Here is a 13,935-nt window from a genome sequence, read left to right as displayed (position 1 = left end):
TCTCTTTGGGTTGGGAGTGGTATTGCTCGCGGCCGGTCAGGACCGAGTCTTGATAATCTTGTCCAACGCCTCTCGGGTCAGGCGCTCACGCTCGGCGTGTTCAAACTGTTGCGCTGCGAGGTGGGCTTGCCGATTGATTTCTTTGCGCTGTAATCTCGACAGCCTCGCGCGCGGGGCTGTGCGGGCGCCTAGCGCGCACAACAGATCATCGTGAGCGTCATCCATAAGGGTTCTCTATGCTGGCCGAATTTGGTTTTTGGAGGTTTTTCCGGGTTACGGATACAGAAGCAGGTCGAGGGCGGTCCTATCCAACGAGAACCCCTATCATTTGACCACCCCCTCTATCGCCGACTGACCGACGATAGACTCTCCCTATCGATGGTCGATCCTGCCAATAGCGCTGCCCTATCACCGATTCCAGTGATGGTTCGGGTCAACCGGCATGCCGGAGGTGTCGTGACCAGGGAGAATGCCGGTGCGCTCCTGCCGTTGCTTGGCGCCGTCATGGCAAGGCTTGCACAACGACTGCAGAGCGCTGGCATCGTGGAAGATGTTCTCGTCACCCTTGTGCGGGATGATGTGGTCAACCACTGTTGCCGCCTCAACCGTACCCAATGCCCTGCACAGGCGGCACGTTGGTTCGGCCTGAAGCTGATGCCACCGTAGTCTGTACCAGCGCTTCGTCTTGTACAGGTGACGCCAGGGTGAGTTGGTAGCCACAACTATCGAGCCTCCAGCGAGATTCGTATCATCGCCATGAGCGCACCGATCAATGCCTTGTCGGACCGCTGGGCAATCGCGATCACATCGGCCTCAGCCTTCATGACCTCGGCCTGCTCTTCCGGCGTCAGCTCGCTGACCATGCCCTTCATCTGGTAGTACTCGGCCTTGTCACTCATGTTGCGGTTCCTCGCCGCGTGTCGCGACACAATTTTTACTCTCGCGAAACGTGTCGCGACTTATCGAATATGACTCAATGAATTCACCGATCCGACTACAATCCAAATCCTTTCAAAGGAGTCGACTCAATGAAATTCAGCTGGATCATATTGATACTTTCGGCCGCTTCAGCATCGGGATGTGGGACGATCAATACGACGTTCCGGGATGATGCAGTGGCTAGTAATAAGCTGGCTCGCTGGCATTCCCGTTGTGACTCGGTGCCGCGAATCTACAGCGGTACAGTGTTTGATTACTGCACACTAGACGCGGAGCAACGGCGAAGCACTGGCTTCGATGGATACCCTGCTCCCGCACTGATTGTTCTCGATATGGGACTCTCAGCTGTTACAGACACAGTCTTATTGCCTTATTCCATTTATCTTCAGAACAAGCATGGCGATATCAAGAAGGCCCGGTTCGAGTAGCACGCGAAATGACTACTTCCATGAGAAACGCGTCGCGACCTACTTGTCCTTTCTTCACAGGCGTCCGGTCGTGAGCTTCATGGCATCACCCACTAGGCGCGCTTGAAGGTTATTGTGATGGTCGGAATGATCGCGGCCATGAGTCTCCACAGACCATTTGTCGCACTAAAAACCTAGTGCGGAGTGGGTAAGCGAGTCTGGCTTAGGGATTGCACAGGGGTCGATTGTAATGGCCCCAGAGCGTCGGTAATCTGACGTAGCGGCACCCAAATAATGTTCATGACTCAGCGATACGCTTGGGCAGTCCACCGGAGATGTAACGTGTCAACTCTCAATGAAATCGCAATGAACCACGCGAGAATGACCAAGGCAAAGGAAGAAGGCTCGACCAAATTAAGTGAACGGCAGCTTCAACTACTCGGCGGCTTCGAAATCCCAGCCGTTGATGCGCAACAGCTAATTCCTTCGCGCCTCTTGGTCACACAGGACAGTTCGCTTGATCAAGGTGCCGGCTATTCGCTCTGACTGCGCTTGATCTGGGCGTCAACTTGATCGGCACACGTGTCCAGCAGCTTGATGGCCTTGTCCTTGAGCTCCCACACGTCGCCGTTGTATCGAAGGTCGGCGTCATCGTGGTCTACCCGCTCGCAGGGGATCAGCTCAGGGGCTTCAATTCTTACGGCCTTTGTCTGGGTTACCAGCGCTGGCTTTCCCGCGCAGGCCGTCAGGCAGAGGCTGAGCAGCCCAGTCACGAACAGGCTTGCTGTTGCGCTTGAGTTCTTCAAAGTCTTTCCTCGCCTTCTCGGCTTTCTTCTCGCTGGCCTTGATACGCTTGGCCAGATCGGCGGTGTAGTCGGCGTTGCGCTTGGCTTCTGCTCGCAGCGTGGTGATCGTGGCCTGGCTCTCCGTGTTCGCCTTAATGGCGTCATTCTTGCTTCGGGACTCAGCCTCCACCTCGCTACGTAGAGCGACGACGCGTGACTGCTGGATACCGATGAGCAAGATCCCCACCAATGCGATGATGATTGCAGCAGCGAAGGCCTTCATGCCGCATCTGCCTTGCGACCGAGGAACCTGATGATCAGGTCTCGGATCGCTGTGACACCGATGAAGCCAATAGCACCTCCAGCTGCAACGGAAAGGCTCGGCGGCCATTCCATCCATTCAATGATGCTGCTGGCAGAAAGGCTGAGCGCGCCACATATCAACGCCTCGAAGACGATCCGCCATTTGTTTGGCTCTTTGGCTTCGTACAGCACGCGCAACAGAGTAATGGTGAAGGCCATGATGGCGCCCTGCCAAAGCGGCGTGGAAAGGACCAGCCAGACCTGCGCCCAAAAGTCAGGATTTTTATCCGGCATCTTCATTTCTCTGCTCGCTTCTGAGCGACGTCATACGGGCGTGGTCTTTTGTTCGCGAGACAGCCCGTGATATTGATGGAAGCCATGCTGCTTTTCGCTAATCCTTCGGGCAGCGACAGCATCCTCAAACGAGTCGTGGTAACCGAGAAAAGTGATCACGCCACCAGAGGTGATTTTCGCCTCCCACTTTCGCTTCTCTGGATTCCAGCGAACGCCCATCACGCCGGTGCGATTGTCTCGGCGCATCGTTATATTTTTTTGATTTTCGGCATGCTCTACCAGGCGAAGATTCGCCAAACGATTATCCCTGCCATCGCCGTTGATGTGGTCGATAACTAGGGTGTCGTCGATGCTTCCGTGAACGATCACCCAGATGAGCCGGTGGGCATGGTAGAAACGACCCTTCACGCTTACCTGGGTATATTCCTTACCGGGGCTGAGCTTTCTAGTTCCAGCCACCACTCCTGACCGGGTCGAGTTCCACGCCTTAGTGTGCGCATCCGATGAGCCGCCAAGCAGAGGCTTTAACTTCCAGCGCAACAAGCCTGTATCAGGCTCGTACTCGAGCATCGCACACAGATCTGCTTGGCTCAGGCTGATTGGCCTTGCCATGGATTTTCTTGGCATGGACTTCATCCGGCTTCCTCCCTTGTGGGGAGCGTAATAAACTCGGCCCCAACAGCACTCCCAGCTCAGGGCTATGGGTGTGGGGAGCCGAAAACGAAAAACCCCGGCTAATGCCGAGGTCAAAAATAAGGTGATCCTGACCAGCCAGGACCCAGCAGTCGTTCAATAATTTTGGAATCTTTGCAAACGCAGTCGATCACTACCTCAGACGCAAAAGGGAGGCGGCATGAGCATCGACATTTTCACTATTCAGTATCTGCTACACGGCGAACCAAAAACCTTCGTCATCAGAACGAAAGGCATGAACACCGCTGACGCATGGCATTGGGCAAGCTGCGATGTCGGTATCGCGCCGATTCCAAAACCTGGTCGACCGCCTCTTAAAAAGTTTTCCAAACCGATGGCCGAAAGATATGGCATCGCCGATGTACGGTGGCGAGCATCTGAATCGGTCGACTGGTCGGATACGGCCACGTCGTGATTGTGGATATGAGAATACCCTAGGAGGCGCTTACTAGAATTCGGTGAGGGACTTTCCCCTCCTGTCCGTCAGCGCTACTTCAGGGTGATGGAGCAAGAGCACGCTGACTGCCGGTGTTTATCGCACCACCGTACTGACCGGCTTATCGGTGTCCAGACATCCCCAAAGGGCCACTCTGGCAATGGTCATCAACAACATTGGCGGAAGGTGAAAGAGTCGAACTCTTACCGTTTCCGATAGCTCCGGGTTCAAACCGGATTGCCCACCACTGGGCGCCACCTTCCTAAAACTGTCTAAACGGCTAGGTCCTAAGGTATCTTGCGCGCCTTATTGACCAGGAGATTCTCGTGATGAGGGTAAAACGCACATTGGAAACTGATCGGTTTGAGGTTCAAAACGATGCAGGGAAAATCTACACCATCGTTGAAGAGACTCAGCAGAACGGGATCATCTCGAAAGGCAGCACGGAGTGGGAAAACGGAGCTAAATCCTACCGGATCGTGGATAACGGCTATTCCACTAGACTCAGCGAGACGACGTTTCATAACTCTAGAACAGGCGAAACCTTGACTCGCACTATGCGCGACTGAGCCCCTGAACCTGCAGGCTTCGTCACTAATGCCTACCGGTATAAAAAAGCCCGACGCGATGTTCGGGCTTTGTCTGTTGTGTCGCGCTTGAAAAGCTGAACACGGTGCCATGAAAACAGGTGTTTATCCGGCAGGAAAGAACTTTTTATGCTGCGAGGCGAATTTGCTCGATCGCGCAATCAATCCACGCAACACCAGCCTTGATCACCTCCCGCGCTGAGCGTTCGGACATCCTCGCCGACTCGCCAACCCTGACCATCGTCCACTTCGCACCGAAGTACAGCCAGATGAAATTACCCATCTGCTCGTCACGCTGGGCCAGCTTGGCCACCGCGCGATCAACCACCAAGGCGGTATCATCCGTGACGCAATAGTTCTTCACGCCGCCCTCGGTCACGTTGTTGTCACGGATCAGCGCATACAGCGGTGACACGTACCGAGGCACACCCATTCCATCCATGCGCCACCAACCCCACTGCTCCAGCAAGTATTCCGTGTCACCCAATGGCTTATCTGCGTAGGTTCGTTTTTTCATGCTGCCTTCCTCGGGTTTGGCTCATCCATGCCGAACAGCTCCCGCAGCAGCTTGTTGGCGATCTTGTTTTTTGCGTTGCCTTCAGTGATCCAGCGCCGGGCGAACTCCTCGAAACCCAGGTTGGCGCGGGACGCGTGCCAGTCGGCAATGATGTCCATGAACGCCGCCGAGCCGATTCGGCCATTGGTTTTTTCCAGCAGTAGGCGATTGCCCTGTTTCAGGAACTGGCACTCGACAGGGGTCAGGCTTTTGCGCGGCAATGCCGCCGTTACGTTGTTCATAGCGTGACACTCCGAACTTCCAGATATTCGTTGGCATTGATGTTGTTGCGCGATTGGGCGGAGACAGCAAAGCTCCACTGCCGATACGCGTCCGCCGGAGAACTGCCGATACCCACCCAGGGCTTGTCCTTGACGAAGCACCAGTAGGTAGACTGACGGCCGATGATCGTTACCTTCGGAAGGCGTCCGGTGAACCCGATCTTGTGCTGAGCCAGCCAACCCTCGACGGCCGACCAAATGATCGCTTGCTCGGCTTTGGCGAACGCCCCCTTTCCTCCGGTGCTGTAAGCCTCAGCGAGCCCATAATCTTGGTTTGCCACCCAGAGGATGAAACCGGTAGGTACGTGCCCGAGTTCATACCCCTTCATCTTCCAAACCCAGTCTTCCGGAAAGTCCCGGATCGAGGCGGCAATGCGCTCGGCCTCCGGGTATTTCGGCGCTTGGACAAGCACCGCGCCTTTCGGGAGGACGTGCGCCTTGCCCGGTTCCAACAATGGCGGTTTTGAAACCTCGCAGTTGGTTGCTTCGTCAATGGCCGTGCGCGTTGTCTCCGGCGGGCGTTGCAGCGAACTGGTGAGATTTTCAAATCTAAAGCCGGTCAATCGACGGAACATCTGTTTCAGCTCGATCATGCCTTTTTCCTCCCCTTGTACTGTTCGGAGAAGGGGCGGGCGATCTCCACCTCTTCTTGGGTGGGCTCGCGGCCCGCAAAGTTTACGAAACGGCCGAATTGACCTTGGCGCTGTACTAGGCATGAGCCAGCTTCCGCCTGACGTCCCTTGTCGAGGATCAGCTCCGTAACTCCCTGCTCTCCCATTTCGGACTCTCGGTCGTAGTGCACCAAGATCACCGCGTCCGCATCCTGCTCAATCTGGCCACTCTCCTTGAGGTCGCTCGCTTGCGGCTTCTTGTTGGTCCGATTGGTCGGGCCACGGTTTAATTGAGCGAGCACCAGTATCGGAATGGCGAGCTCTCGACTGAGGTTCATGATTGCGATGGACACCTTGGCCACCGCATCCGCCCGGTTCTGCGACTTCCCATCACTCCCTACGATCTGCACGTAGTCGATCATCAGGATGTCCAGCCCGACCTCGCGGCGAAGCTTGAGTGCTTCGGCGCGAATCGCCGGCATCGTCAGCCCGGGCGTGTCCAGCAGGTAGAGTTCGGCATCTTTGATTTTTCCAGCCGCGACGCCGATCCGTGTCCACTCTTCCTGCTCCAGGCACTTGACCTCATCCATCCGGCGCAGATCGACGCCGCCCAGACTCGCGATCGTCCTCAGCGTCAGTTGCTCGCCCGGCATTTCGAGACTGACAACCAGTCCGACGCCGCGACCTTGGGTGGCAACGTGATTCATGATCTGCAGGCCCAGCATCGTCTTTCCGCTACCAGGGCGACCGCCTATAACGACCATCGACTTCTGGCGCAGAAATCCAATCAGTTTGTCGAGATCCGCGAGCCCGGTGGAGAGCTTCGGTGGCGCCCGATCGTTGAGCACGTCGTCCATGTGGTCGAGCACCGCCGGCAACACGTCGCTCATGCGCTTGTAACCGGCTTTGCCGGATGCTTGCAGGTCTCGCAGGTCTGCCAGCGCCAGGCCGCACTGATCAAGGATTTCATCCGCCGGAAGATCTTCATCGACGCAGGTGTCAACGATGCGCCCGAGGTCACGAAACTGGCGCACCAGCGCCCACTTCTTAACGGTCTGGGCGTAACTCTTCCAGTTAGCAGCTGACGGAACACCCCGGCAAATATCGATGGTGTATTGCAGGGTGGATGCCCCGCTTGGCAGGTAGCGCTGTATTGACCCGAGAGTCACTGCGTCAACTGGCATCCGCTGCGCATGGCAGTCGCAAATCACATCGAACAGCGCCGCGTTATCTTCGTGCCAAAAGTCTCCCGACTTCATCTGCAAAACGATCTCGTCCAGCATTCCGGCGCTCTGATTGAGCGAGGCAATCATTATCGCGCCCAGCACGCCCTGCTCCGCCTCAAGGCGGTAATACCTATCCAGCGGATTCATACGCGCCCCCGTGCCGAAGCCCAGGTGAATCCAGCCAGTAATGCGCCGTTCTCGCGAAGTCGGTCCAGAGCTCGGGCCCCGATGTACTGCTCCAGGCTGGGCAGGGGTTTGCCGTCGGCGTCAGTGGCAGGTTTTGCCGGTAGATTCGATACCAGTACCGTGGGTTTTAAAAGCTGGTATCGCTTGTCGATGACTTCATGCAGTGCCGCAAGCTCATACGCGGTACCGGCCTGGGCCCCTACTTCGTCGATCACCAGCAGATCGACACTCGACAGTTCGTCGATCACGTCGCCTTCGGTGTAACCCGAGTCGCGCCCCATTGAGCGCTTGAATACCCTGATGATCTCGGCGGCGGTGGTGATCACCGCGACCGCATTCAGGCCGATGACCTGGCGCACGATGCTGCAGGCCAGATGCGTCTTACCGGTGCCGATATTGCCAGTCATCAGCAGGTTGCGGCCTACCGGGTAGTGCTGGTCGGCGAAATTATCGGCGTAGGCCATGCACTTCTCCAGAGCCTTCGCCATCTCTGGGGTTTTGGCGTGGTAAGTTTCGAACGTGCAGCCCGCAAACCGTGGCGTGATTCCTGAGCCTATGAGCGCGCTGTTAAGGCGTTCAGCGGCTAGGGCCGTCACTGCCTGAAGATGCGCATCACTTCCCCGTGGGGCGATGCGCAGGCCGTGGAACTGGCATTTCTTGCATGGGCGGACAAGCATCGAGCCGTCGAACTGCTCAATTTCGACCATCACTTTCACTTCTGGATGGAGCGGGCATGCCACATCGATGTTTCGCTGTTCAGGCAGCCGACGGAAATTAGAATGCAGGGCCATTGCCGCCTCCTTGGTACATTTCTTCGGTGTGCTGCGGCAGATTGTTGTAAGTCGAGGGTTTCCCGTTCTTCGCGCCAGCACCTGGCAATACCGAGTCGGGGTAGATGTCAGACCAGCTGCTGGTGGTGGACTTATCCAGCACCGCGTCAGGCTCTGGATGGTTGGCCAGCTTCTTGGCGATCAGCTCGCAGGCACGGAGTGTTAGCGGTGCCCGTTTGGCCTTTCGCATTTCACAGAAATCTGCCCACGCCTTTTCGGAAGCGTTCGCCGGTTTGGCGGTAAGCGGATCGAACTTGCCAGTCTTTCCCTTATCCCCACCCGAAGGGTTTTCAGTGCTTACTGCTTTTTTCAGTCCTTGCTTGCCTTCAATACTTACTAGTGTCGGATTTGCCGTATGCGGTCGAGCCGGAAGCGGTTCAGCCGGATACGGTAAATCCGGAAGCGGTGATTCAGACACCAGATAGGTGACCTCACCAAGCACGCCAGCCTCGGTGCGCGGCTGTTCTCGGCGCACGTATCCAGCATTGATAAGCTCGTCCAGAAGGCCATAAATACCGTCCCGACCTGTTGGCTTTGCCGAGCCTGCGGTTTCGCCACGCAGGTGCGCCGGGGAGACTTTCCAGTGGTCAGGCTTGCCCAGGAGGAACACAAGCATTCCGCGGGCGCCCCAGCTCAGGCGCTGGTCTTCGCTGATCGTCTTGTTGAGCAGGTAGAAATTTCCCTCGGGGCGAGGGGCGCGAATGATGCTCATACAAATACCTCGGCTCGTCCGCCCTTGCTCGTGTTACAAGGCCGGCAGAGGGTTTGGAGATTTTCAAGGGTCGCCTCACCTCCCAGCACCTCGGGAAAGATGTGGTCGGCGCACAGGTCACGATGCGTGCCGCACCGGACACACCTGTACTCATCGCGCTCCATGACAGCTGTGCGCAGACGATCTGGAATTTTCTTCTTCCGATAGATGGACTTCTGGTCTTCGCGAGCCCCGAACAGCGTTTGCTTGAGAATCTGCACCAGGCGACCGCCCTCACCATCACCCTGGCGAGCTACATGCATCAACAGGTCTCGGTTTTCTTCCATGTAGGCGCAGAAGTTGTCGATGGCTTCGGTCTCTTTCGCGGAAATTGCTTCGAAGTACCGGTCGCGATCCTCATAGATCACGCCGTCGACCTCGCCGAAGCAAACGGGTTTCCGCAGGAATTGGTCGATGCTCATATATCCAGCTCCCGCGTTATCCGGGCAATGAACGCGTCATAGCTCTCACTCATGACGAAGCCCGCCTGTTCCAGCATTTCCCGGTGGGCCTTGGCGCTGCTGTACATCACCCAGCGCTCGCGCTCCGGCAGATCGGCGAACGCGGCATAGCTCGGCCAAGGTCCGGCGATCACCGGCGCTGTACGGGCGTCCTGGGGGGGGGCATGAGGGTTGAGAGTGGTCATTGCAGAGTCTCCCCTGGCTTGCGGCCAATCCCGGCACCCATGGCTTCCACTGAGCCACCAGACAGACGTAACACCAGCAGGCGGAGTGCGGTGGTGGAATCAATGGAGAAAGTGCGTGCCTCGTCCAACGCCAAAGCGTGCGGCGTGTGATCCATGATCAGGATGCGCACGCGATCGCTGTAGTTGAACGCTGCGCAAGCCAATTGCTGGTCGGTTAGGCCGTCAAACGCTTCGTCCGGCAGGCACTCGGCCGGGTACACGACGACGGGGATTTTGTTTTCAGGGCGCGGCTCCCCCCCCAGCAAGTGGCGACTCATTGCGTCAAAATGGTCTTTGGCAACCTGGTCTGCATCGTGGCCCGTCCTCCGCCGGAACAGCACCTTCAACGCATAGAACGCACGGAACAGATCTATGTGCGTTTCATCCTCTTTCTCGATGGTGTACTCGGGCTCGCTAATGACCTCCAGCGCGTCCTTGACTACTTCGAAGCACTTCAACAACAGGGCGGCATCGTTGTTCTTTTCGAAGAGGGCCTCGTTGATAACCTCCACGGTTGGCGTCTTTGGAAAGTCGATTACTTTGCTCATGCTTGTTCTCCGTCGGCGCCAAACAGGTCAGCCAGGTCAATTTGGTAGGCGTCCATCCAAGCGCCAGCGGGCCAGCAGCGAACAAAGCCGAAAGTGGGATGGAATACTTTGGGGGCGGTGATGCCTCGGGCCTTGCACCAGCGGCGCAGGGGCACATACCCGGACACGCCGAACTTGCGGCCGACAGCCTTTTCTACGGCAAGCACTGCCGCCTGCCGGGTGCCGAGGCCCAGGTCATCCTTGAGTTTCTGCACTTGCCGAACAGCCGCCGAAGCGGTGGCCATGGCCGTGGCTTCACGACGCGAACCGATCTCTGCTTTCGTTGCAACGGCGTTGTCGCGCTCCTCGATAGCCAGTTGCTCTGCACGCTTCGAGGCCAGCAGGTGTTCCAGCGCGCCAATGTAGTCAGCGGGCAGTGATGTGCCACTTTGGTTGCGCTGCTGGACCATCTCCCAAAACTCGCGCACCAGCTTCTTTTTGAAGGCCCGGACAATGTCCGTGTTGCGCATGTAGGTCAGCAGCAGCGTGGATTGGGGTTCATTTAGGAAGGCATATTCAGTCGGGCGTCCTCCCGTACTTTCGGATTTGAAATCCAGAAGTCCGAACTCCTCCAGATCGGCCTGATAGGTGCGTACAAGCTTGATGACGCTTGCGTGATCGCTGAGTGTGCCCTCGGCAATTGCCAAGGTAGTCGTCACGGCATCGCCGTCTTTGATGATGACGATGGTCATTTGGCGCCCCCCTCTACTGTTAGGCATGGGAAGGAGCGAACTTCCGTGGCGGTGACCGTGCCGTCAGCGTGACGGGTTACAAATATTTCCCTGCCGACTCGAAGCGCCTTGCTGATTGCAGCCTGCTGAACGCCAAGCTCGCGAGCCGCTATGTGCTGGCGCCCCTTGGCGAAATCCGCCAGAGGAATGCGCGCCACGTTTTCTGCAATATCAAAACGTGGCGCGGGTTTCGCCTCGCCGAGCTCCTTGAACTGGTCGATAGCGCTATAAACTCCACCGAAGCCGGTGTCATTGAAGTACTTCGCCACCTCAAACAAGGTGCCAATCCCTTTTCCGCCGTCGTGCAGGTGATCCAGGTGGATAGCCTTGATCAGTGCTTGCTGCCATTCGAGGACGTCTTTAGCTGCCATCAGCTGAAGCTCAGCCTCTTGCGCCGCCTCTTGCATGGTTGGTAATGGATTGTTCATTTGGCTGCTCCCTGGCCTGGGATGTTTTGCAGTTTGTACGCAGCAGCAGCCCCGGCTTCAGCCATGGACATAGAGAGCAGCGCCAGCGAATTGATCAGCCAGCCGGCGCTCATCGCGAGCTCATCGCTGAGCTCGCCATGATTCGCTGCATGCGCGATAAGTTCGCCGATGGCTGCAACCCCGTGCAGAGTGCTGATCTGGAAGTTATCGTTGGCGTTTTCCACAGCCTGGAGTTGCTCCACCTGGGCGGTGGTGAGCTTCGCCCCTTTGGTTGAGCAGGCTGGAAACTCACGCTCGACATCAATAAGAAGTTGGTTCCACATTGGAGGCTTCATTGGGCACCTCCACGGGCTTCCACTTCCGATGGAAGGCCTTTCTGTACGGACCAGAGAAGTGCGCTAACGCTGTCGCTCACAAACTTCAAGGTTGCCATGCCGTCGCAGTACACCATCTCGCCATAATTCAGGCTGTCGTGCATGTGCTGGCAGATCTGACCAAGGCCAGAGGCGAGCGTGCGCGCCTTCTGGATGGCGTCACGCGAACCAATACCCGCCACGACCTGGAGCATGTACTCGCCCTTGTTGTCGATAGGGGTCTCGCAAAAACCGACCTCAGTTGTGAGGGTGTCTTGCGCTACAGATTGATTGTTGCTATTTTTTGTGGGCATTAGATCGTCTCCTACAGACGAAGAAGTACTGACCACTCCCGGCAAGGAGTGGATTGAGAACCCGCCGGCAAGCGGGTTTTCTGCTTTCTGGGATTCAGAAAGTCAGAATTGGGAGCAGGATTTCCTGCTTGGTTTTTGCCTGTTAAGGATCAACCAAGCGACGAAACCGAATAAGTCCTAAAACTATGCTGTTCATCCGCACAGTGCCTACGCGAATGTACTGGATGCGCATACAGAGCCATCCAGCCCAGCTGCGGAGGTCGAGAATTCAGGGGATGATTCACCTACCTTGTGGCGAGCTTCGACCTGAGCTATCAGGTCGCAAAGGGAAGATGCTTTGATGGCGCCACCAGTGAGGGTTTCAGCAAGCAGCGCCTTTTCGGGGCTTACCTTTTGCGAACCTGACAACCAATAAGAGACCGTAGCCTGGGAGACGCCCAGAGCTTCGCCAGTCTTCGCTTGGCTGCCGAAGAAATTAATTAGTGAACTGATTTTTTCAGCCATGACGAAGGCCTCTGATAAGTCTTTTTATAGACTGCACAGAAGCAAACTTCTTTGCAACCCCATAAGTATGTTTATAGGATCAGCGGATGAAACTATCAGACCGCGTTAAAGCAGCCAGGAAGCATGCACAATTCACCCAAAGCCAACTCGCTGAGCGAGTAGGTATTGCTCAAACTGCTATAAGCCAGCTTGAATCAGGAAAAACGCTTCGCTCCTCGTACCTCCTTCCAATCGCAGAAGCTTGCGGCGTCTCGGTTATTTGGCTGGCCTCTGGTTTAGGTGGGATGCTCATGTCTCCAGAGCAGGCGGCCTTTCATGTCGAAGGCAAGGAGCAGTGGGAAGCATTTGAAGAAGGCATGGATCTGGCTCACAAATACAATGACGAAAATTCAGAGAAAAATATGGGGGCCGTCCCTATAAGCGTTTGGGATGACGAAACGCCGCTGGATGATGACGAGGTAGAAATTCCATTCCTGCGGGAGGTTGAACTGTCTGCTGGAGGCGGGCGCACCGTGATCGAACAAACCAATACGACGAAGCTGAGGTTCGGCAAGCGATCGCTACGCTCGCGCGGTGTTCAATTTGACGAGGCGGTTTGCGTAGTTGTCTCCGGAAACTCAATGGAGCCAGTGCTCCCTGACGGCAGTACTGTAGGGATCAACACCGGCCAAAAATCAGTGGTCGATGGCAAGATGTATGCCCTGAAGCATGATGGTCAGCTGCGAGTGAAGGTTCTATATAGGCTGCCTGGCGGAGGTATCCGCCTGAGGAGTCTGAACAACGCAGAGCACCCTGATGAGAGCTATACACCAGAACAAATGAAGGAGAACGGCATCGAGATAATCGGCCGAGTGTTCTGGGGAGCGTCCTTTTTTGGTTAGCCCCAGCCCCATCCAATGCCCAGTCTTTACTGGGCTTTTTTATGCCCGGCGATCCGAAAAATAAGCTCAAGAAGCTAAAATATAAAAATACTTCTTGAAGCGTATTATCAATGCGCTTATATTTCTAACCATCGTAACGCTTAGACGGAGATGGATATGAGCACGGTTATTAATTTCGGCAAGCTGCAGGGCACCACTGGCGTGCTCGCAGAGCAAGAATTGAGAGCCGCTCTCGCCGTTTGCGCAGGTCTGGCCAACAAAGAAATCGCCCGTGTTGTTGGTTGCGCGCCAGGAACAGTCAAAAAGTCCATTGAGCGTATTTTCTACAAGCTTGGCGTTTCTAGTCGTTCAGCTATCCCTACCGAGCTTTTCTGCCGAGGCATTGCTCGCCACCTGGTAGTCCTGATTTGTGCGGTTCTGACCGGTCACGCAACTATCACCGACGACCACATGAACCGCATCCGCCGCCCAGGCGAACGTCGCATCGAAACGCGCGTGGCCGTCCGCCGCATCGAGGCCGCTCAAACCGTTTAACCAACCCTGATATTCGCGAAAGCCAACAACGCG

Annotated in this window: 25 protein-coding genes and 1 tRNA gene; 6 read left to right on the top strand and 20 right to left on the bottom strand. The window is 56.3% G+C overall.

All coding sequences use genetic code 11. The features are described from left to right. Window positions 1-408: 408 nt before the first annotated feature. Together K5E40_RS10005 and K5E40_RS10000 are read right to left on the bottom strand one after the other, a co-directional pair. Window positions 409-720, bottom strand: coding sequence for an HNH endonuclease (locus tag K5E40_RS10005; protein ID WP_221730577.1), 312 nt, complete (start codon window positions 718-720; stop codon window positions 409-411). Window positions 721-722: 2 nt separating this feature from the next. Further along, window positions 723-899 (bottom strand): hypothetical protein, encoded by a 177-nt coding sequence (locus K5E40_RS10000; protein WP_221730576.1) that lies wholly within the window; start codon window positions 897-899, stop codon window positions 723-725. Between the two features lie 129 nt (window positions 900-1,028). Here K5E40_RS10000 and K5E40_RS09995 point away from each other — a divergent pair, with 129 nt between their 5' ends. Continuing rightward, a complete protein-coding gene (locus K5E40_RS09995; RefSeq protein WP_024011532.1) occupies window positions 1,029-1,367 on the top strand; it encodes a YceK/YidQ family lipoprotein in 339 nt (112 codons plus the stop codon). Window positions 1,368-1,688: 321 nt separating this feature from the next. Then, window positions 1,689-1,892 (top strand): hypothetical protein, encoded by a 204-nt coding sequence (locus K5E40_RS09990; RefSeq protein WP_210702691.1) that lies wholly within the window; start codon window positions 1,689-1,691, stop codon window positions 1,890-1,892. A gap of 144 nt (window positions 1,893-2,036) precedes the next feature. Here K5E40_RS09990 and K5E40_RS09985 read toward each other — a convergent pair whose 3' ends face one another. The 3 genes from K5E40_RS09985 to K5E40_RS09975 are packed head-to-tail and all read right to left on the bottom strand — an operon-like array spanning window position 2,037 to window position 3,364. Beyond that, window positions 2,037-2,414, bottom strand: a complete 378-nt coding sequence (locus K5E40_RS09985; RefSeq protein WP_210702692.1) for a hypothetical protein — start codon at window positions 2,412-2,414, stop codon at window positions 2,037-2,039. Further along, a complete protein-coding gene (locus K5E40_RS09980) occupies window positions 2,411-2,728 on the bottom strand; it encodes a phage holin, lambda family (RefSeq protein ID WP_051600598.1) in 318 nt (105 codons plus the stop codon). Before K5E40_RS09980 ends, K5E40_RS09985 begins: the two co-directional genes overlap by 4 nt. Before the next feature lie 30 nt (window positions 2,729-2,758). Next, complete coding sequence (locus K5E40_RS09975) at window positions 2,759-3,364, bottom strand: HNH endonuclease signature motif containing protein (RefSeq protein WP_024011527.1); 606 nt, start codon at window positions 3,362-3,364, stop codon at window positions 2,759-2,761. 217 nt (window positions 3,365-3,581) lie between these two features. Between K5E40_RS09975 and K5E40_RS09970 the strand changes: the two genes are divergently transcribed. Beyond that, window positions 3,582-3,836: a DUF6555 family protein gene (locus tag K5E40_RS09970; protein WP_051600379.1), complete on the top strand. Its 255-nt coding sequence runs from the start codon at window positions 3,582-3,584 to the stop codon at window positions 3,834-3,836. Window positions 3,837-4,034: 198 nt separating this feature from the next. Here K5E40_RS09970 and K5E40_RS09965 read toward each other — a convergent pair. Beyond that, window positions 4,035-4,120, bottom strand: a tRNA-Ser gene (locus K5E40_RS09965). 66 nt (window positions 4,121-4,186) lie between these two features. Here K5E40_RS09965 and K5E40_RS09960 point away from each other — a divergent pair. Beyond that, a complete protein-coding gene (locus tag K5E40_RS09960) occupies window positions 4,187-4,426 on the top strand; it encodes a hypothetical protein (protein WP_024011526.1) in 240 nt (79 codons plus the stop codon). A gap of 145 nt (window positions 4,427-4,571) precedes the next feature. Here K5E40_RS09960 and K5E40_RS09955 read toward each other — a convergent pair whose 3' ends face one another. The 14 genes from K5E40_RS09955 to K5E40_RS35400 form a co-directional block, all read right to left on the bottom strand. Beyond that, window positions 4,572-4,961: an antiterminator Q family protein gene (locus K5E40_RS09955; protein WP_024011525.1), complete on the bottom strand. Its 390-nt coding sequence runs from the start codon at window positions 4,959-4,961 to the stop codon at window positions 4,572-4,574. After that, complete coding sequence (locus tag K5E40_RS09950) at window positions 4,958-5,242, bottom strand: hypothetical protein (protein ID WP_024011524.1); 285 nt, start codon at window positions 5,240-5,242, stop codon at window positions 4,958-4,960. Before K5E40_RS09950 ends, K5E40_RS09955 begins: the two co-directional genes overlap by 4 nt. Then, window positions 5,239-5,874 carry a hypothetical protein gene (locus K5E40_RS09945; protein WP_260455579.1) on the bottom strand — a complete coding sequence of 212 codons (636 nt, stop codon included), beginning with the start codon at window positions 5,872-5,874 and terminating at the stop codon, window positions 5,239-5,241. Before K5E40_RS09945 ends, K5E40_RS09950 begins: the two co-directional genes overlap by 4 nt. After that, the gene (locus K5E40_RS09940; protein ID WP_221730575.1) at window positions 5,871-7,265 is read right to left on the bottom strand and encodes a DnaB-like helicase C-terminal domain-containing protein; all 1,395 of its coding nucleotides are present in this window, start codon (window positions 7,263-7,265) and stop codon (window positions 5,871-5,873) included. The genes K5E40_RS09945 and K5E40_RS09940 overlap by 4 nt, the downstream gene beginning before the upstream one ends. After that, complete coding sequence (locus K5E40_RS09935) at window positions 7,262-8,095, bottom strand: ATP-binding protein (RefSeq protein ID WP_221730574.1); 834 nt, start codon at window positions 8,093-8,095, stop codon at window positions 7,262-7,264. Before K5E40_RS09935 ends, K5E40_RS09940 begins: the two co-directional genes overlap by 4 nt. After that, window positions 8,079-8,846, bottom strand: coding sequence for a hypothetical protein (locus K5E40_RS09930; RefSeq protein WP_221730573.1), 768 nt, complete (start codon window positions 8,844-8,846; stop codon window positions 8,079-8,081). Before K5E40_RS09930 ends, K5E40_RS09935 begins: the two co-directional genes overlap by 17 nt. After that, window positions 8,843-9,307: an HNH endonuclease gene (locus K5E40_RS09925; protein WP_221730572.1), complete on the bottom strand. Its 465-nt coding sequence runs from the start codon at window positions 9,305-9,307 to the stop codon at window positions 8,843-8,845. The genes K5E40_RS09930 and K5E40_RS09925 overlap by 4 nt, the downstream gene beginning before the upstream one ends. After that, on the bottom strand, window positions 9,304-9,531 hold the full coding sequence (locus K5E40_RS09920; RefSeq protein ID WP_221730571.1) for a hypothetical protein: 228 nt from the start codon (window positions 9,529-9,531) through the stop codon (window positions 9,304-9,306). The genes K5E40_RS09925 and K5E40_RS09920 overlap by 4 nt, the downstream gene beginning before the upstream one ends. Then, on the bottom strand, window positions 9,528-10,118 hold the full coding sequence (locus tag K5E40_RS09915) for a hypothetical protein (RefSeq protein WP_221730570.1): 591 nt from the start codon (window positions 10,116-10,118) through the stop codon (window positions 9,528-9,530). The genes K5E40_RS09920 and K5E40_RS09915 overlap by 4 nt, the downstream gene beginning before the upstream one ends. Then, the gene (locus K5E40_RS09910; protein ID WP_221730569.1) at window positions 10,115-10,849 is read right to left on the bottom strand and encodes a Rha family transcriptional regulator; all 735 of its coding nucleotides are present in this window, start codon (window positions 10,847-10,849) and stop codon (window positions 10,115-10,117) included. Before K5E40_RS09910 ends, K5E40_RS09915 begins: the two co-directional genes overlap by 4 nt. Then, entirely contained in the window at window positions 10,846-11,316 is a 471-nt protein-coding gene (locus tag K5E40_RS35560) for a Cro/CI family transcriptional regulator (RefSeq protein WP_409339129.1), read from the bottom strand. The genes K5E40_RS09910 and K5E40_RS35560 overlap by 4 nt, the downstream gene beginning before the upstream one ends. Further along, window positions 11,313-11,651: a hypothetical protein gene (locus K5E40_RS09900; protein WP_221730568.1), complete on the bottom strand. Its 339-nt coding sequence runs from the start codon at window positions 11,649-11,651 to the stop codon at window positions 11,313-11,315. The genes K5E40_RS35560 and K5E40_RS09900 overlap by 4 nt, the downstream gene beginning before the upstream one ends. Further along, window positions 11,648-11,983, bottom strand: coding sequence for a hypothetical protein (locus K5E40_RS09895; protein WP_221730567.1), 336 nt, complete (start codon window positions 11,981-11,983; stop codon window positions 11,648-11,650). The genes K5E40_RS09900 and K5E40_RS09895 overlap by 4 nt, the downstream gene beginning before the upstream one ends. A gap of 207 nt (window positions 11,984-12,190) precedes the next feature. Beyond that, window positions 12,191-12,487 (bottom strand): transcriptional regulator, encoded by a 297-nt coding sequence (locus K5E40_RS35400; RefSeq protein ID WP_221730566.1) that lies wholly within the window; start codon window positions 12,485-12,487, stop codon window positions 12,191-12,193. A gap of 86 nt (window positions 12,488-12,573) precedes the next feature. On the opposite strand from K5E40_RS35400, the gene K5E40_RS09885 reads away from it, so the two are divergent. Together K5E40_RS09885 and K5E40_RS09880 are read left to right on the top strand one after the other, a co-directional pair. Next, window positions 12,574-13,368, top strand: a complete 795-nt coding sequence (locus tag K5E40_RS09885; RefSeq protein ID WP_221730565.1) for a helix-turn-helix transcriptional regulator — start codon at window positions 12,574-12,576, stop codon at window positions 13,366-13,368. A 156-nt stretch (window positions 13,369-13,524) separates the two neighbouring features. Then, entirely contained in the window at window positions 13,525-13,902 is a 378-nt protein-coding gene (locus K5E40_RS09880) for a LuxR C-terminal-related transcriptional regulator (RefSeq protein ID WP_221730564.1), read from the top strand. Window positions 13,903-13,935: the final 33 nt, after the last annotated feature.

The sequence above is a fragment of the Pseudomonas baetica genome (assembly GCF_019733355.1).
GTDB classification, from domain to species: Bacteria; Pseudomonadota; Gammaproteobacteria; order Pseudomonadales; family Pseudomonadaceae; genus Aquipseudomonas; species Aquipseudomonas baetica_A.
Note: the sequence above shows the minus strand (reverse complement) of the source record. Positions and strands in the feature narration are given on the sequence as shown.

What these genes read in the sequence shown, in the direction of transcription:
- K5E40_RS09945 (WP_260455579.1), bottom strand. Translation starts at nt 5,874, where the DNA reads ATGATCGAGCTGAAACAGATGTTCCGTCGATTGACCGGCTTTAGATTT.
- K5E40_RS09885 (WP_221730565.1), top strand. Translation starts at nt 12,574, where the DNA reads ATGAAACTATCAGACCGCGTTAAAGCAGCCAGGAAGCATGCACAATTC.
- K5E40_RS09910 (WP_221730569.1), bottom strand. Translation starts at nt 10,849, where the DNA reads ATGACCATCGTCATCATCAAAGACGGCGATGCCGTGACGACTACCTTG.
- K5E40_RS09935 (WP_221730574.1), bottom strand. Translation starts at nt 8,095, where the DNA reads ATGGCCCTGCATTCTAATTTCCGTCGGCTGCCTGAACAGCGAAACATC.
- K5E40_RS10000 (WP_221730576.1), bottom strand. Translation starts at nt 899, where the DNA reads ATGAGTGACAAGGCCGAGTACTACCAGATGAAGGGCATGGTCAGCGAG.
- K5E40_RS09940 (WP_221730575.1), bottom strand. Translation starts at nt 7,265, where the DNA reads ATGAATCCGCTGGATAGGTATTACCGCCTTGAGGCGGAGCAGGGCGTG.
- K5E40_RS09925 (WP_221730572.1), bottom strand. Translation starts at nt 9,307, where the DNA reads ATGAGCATCGACCAATTCCTGCGGAAACCCGTTTGCTTCGGCGAGGTC.
- K5E40_RS35400 (WP_221730566.1), bottom strand. Translation starts at nt 12,487, where the DNA reads ATGGCTGAAAAAATCAGTTCACTAATTAATTTCTTCGGCAGCCAAGCG.
- K5E40_RS09985 (WP_210702692.1), bottom strand. Translation starts at nt 2,414, where the DNA reads ATGAAGGCCTTCGCTGCTGCAATCATCATCGCATTGGTGGGGATCTTG.
- K5E40_RS35560 (WP_409339129.1), bottom strand. Translation starts at nt 11,316, where the DNA reads ATGAACAATCCATTACCAACCATGCAAGAGGCGGCGCAAGAGGCTGAG.
- K5E40_RS09920 (WP_221730571.1), bottom strand. Translation starts at nt 9,531, where the DNA reads ATGACCACTCTCAACCCTCATGCCCCCCCCCAGGACGCCCGTACAGCG.
- K5E40_RS09960 (WP_024011526.1), top strand. Translation starts at nt 4,187, where the DNA reads ATGAGGGTAAAACGCACATTGGAAACTGATCGGTTTGAGGTTCAAAAC.
- K5E40_RS09915 (WP_221730570.1), bottom strand. Translation starts at nt 10,118, where the DNA reads ATGAGCAAAGTAATCGACTTTCCAAAGACGCCAACCGTGGAGGTTATC.
- K5E40_RS09995 (WP_024011532.1), top strand. Translation starts at nt 1,029, where the DNA reads ATGAAATTCAGCTGGATCATATTGATACTTTCGGCCGCTTCAGCATCG.
- K5E40_RS09970 (WP_051600379.1), top strand. Translation starts at nt 3,582, where the DNA reads ATGAGCATCGACATTTTCACTATTCAGTATCTGCTACACGGCGAACCA.
- K5E40_RS09900 (WP_221730568.1), bottom strand. Translation starts at nt 11,651, where the DNA reads ATGAAGCCTCCAATGTGGAACCAACTTCTTATTGATGTCGAGCGTGAG.
- K5E40_RS09950 (WP_024011524.1), bottom strand. Translation starts at nt 5,242, where the DNA reads ATGAACAACGTAACGGCGGCATTGCCGCGCAAAAGCCTGACCCCTGTC.
- K5E40_RS09930 (WP_221730573.1), bottom strand. Translation starts at nt 8,846, where the DNA reads ATGAGCATCATTCGCGCCCCTCGCCCCGAGGGAAATTTCTACCTGCTC.
- K5E40_RS09880 (WP_221730564.1), top strand. Translation starts at nt 13,525, where the DNA reads ATGAGCACGGTTATTAATTTCGGCAAGCTGCAGGGCACCACTGGCGTG.
- K5E40_RS09975 (WP_024011527.1), bottom strand. Translation starts at nt 3,364, where the DNA reads ATGAAGTCCATGCCAAGAAAATCCATGGCAAGGCCAATCAGCCTGAGC.
- K5E40_RS09895 (WP_221730567.1), bottom strand. Translation starts at nt 11,983, where the DNA reads ATGCCCACAAAAAATAGCAACAATCAATCTGTAGCGCAAGACACCCTC.
- K5E40_RS09980 (WP_051600598.1), bottom strand. Translation starts at nt 2,728, where the DNA reads ATGCCGGATAAAAATCCTGACTTTTGGGCGCAGGTCTGGCTGGTCCTT.
- K5E40_RS09955 (WP_024011525.1), bottom strand. Translation starts at nt 4,961, where the DNA reads ATGAAAAAACGAACCTACGCAGATAAGCCATTGGGTGACACGGAATAC.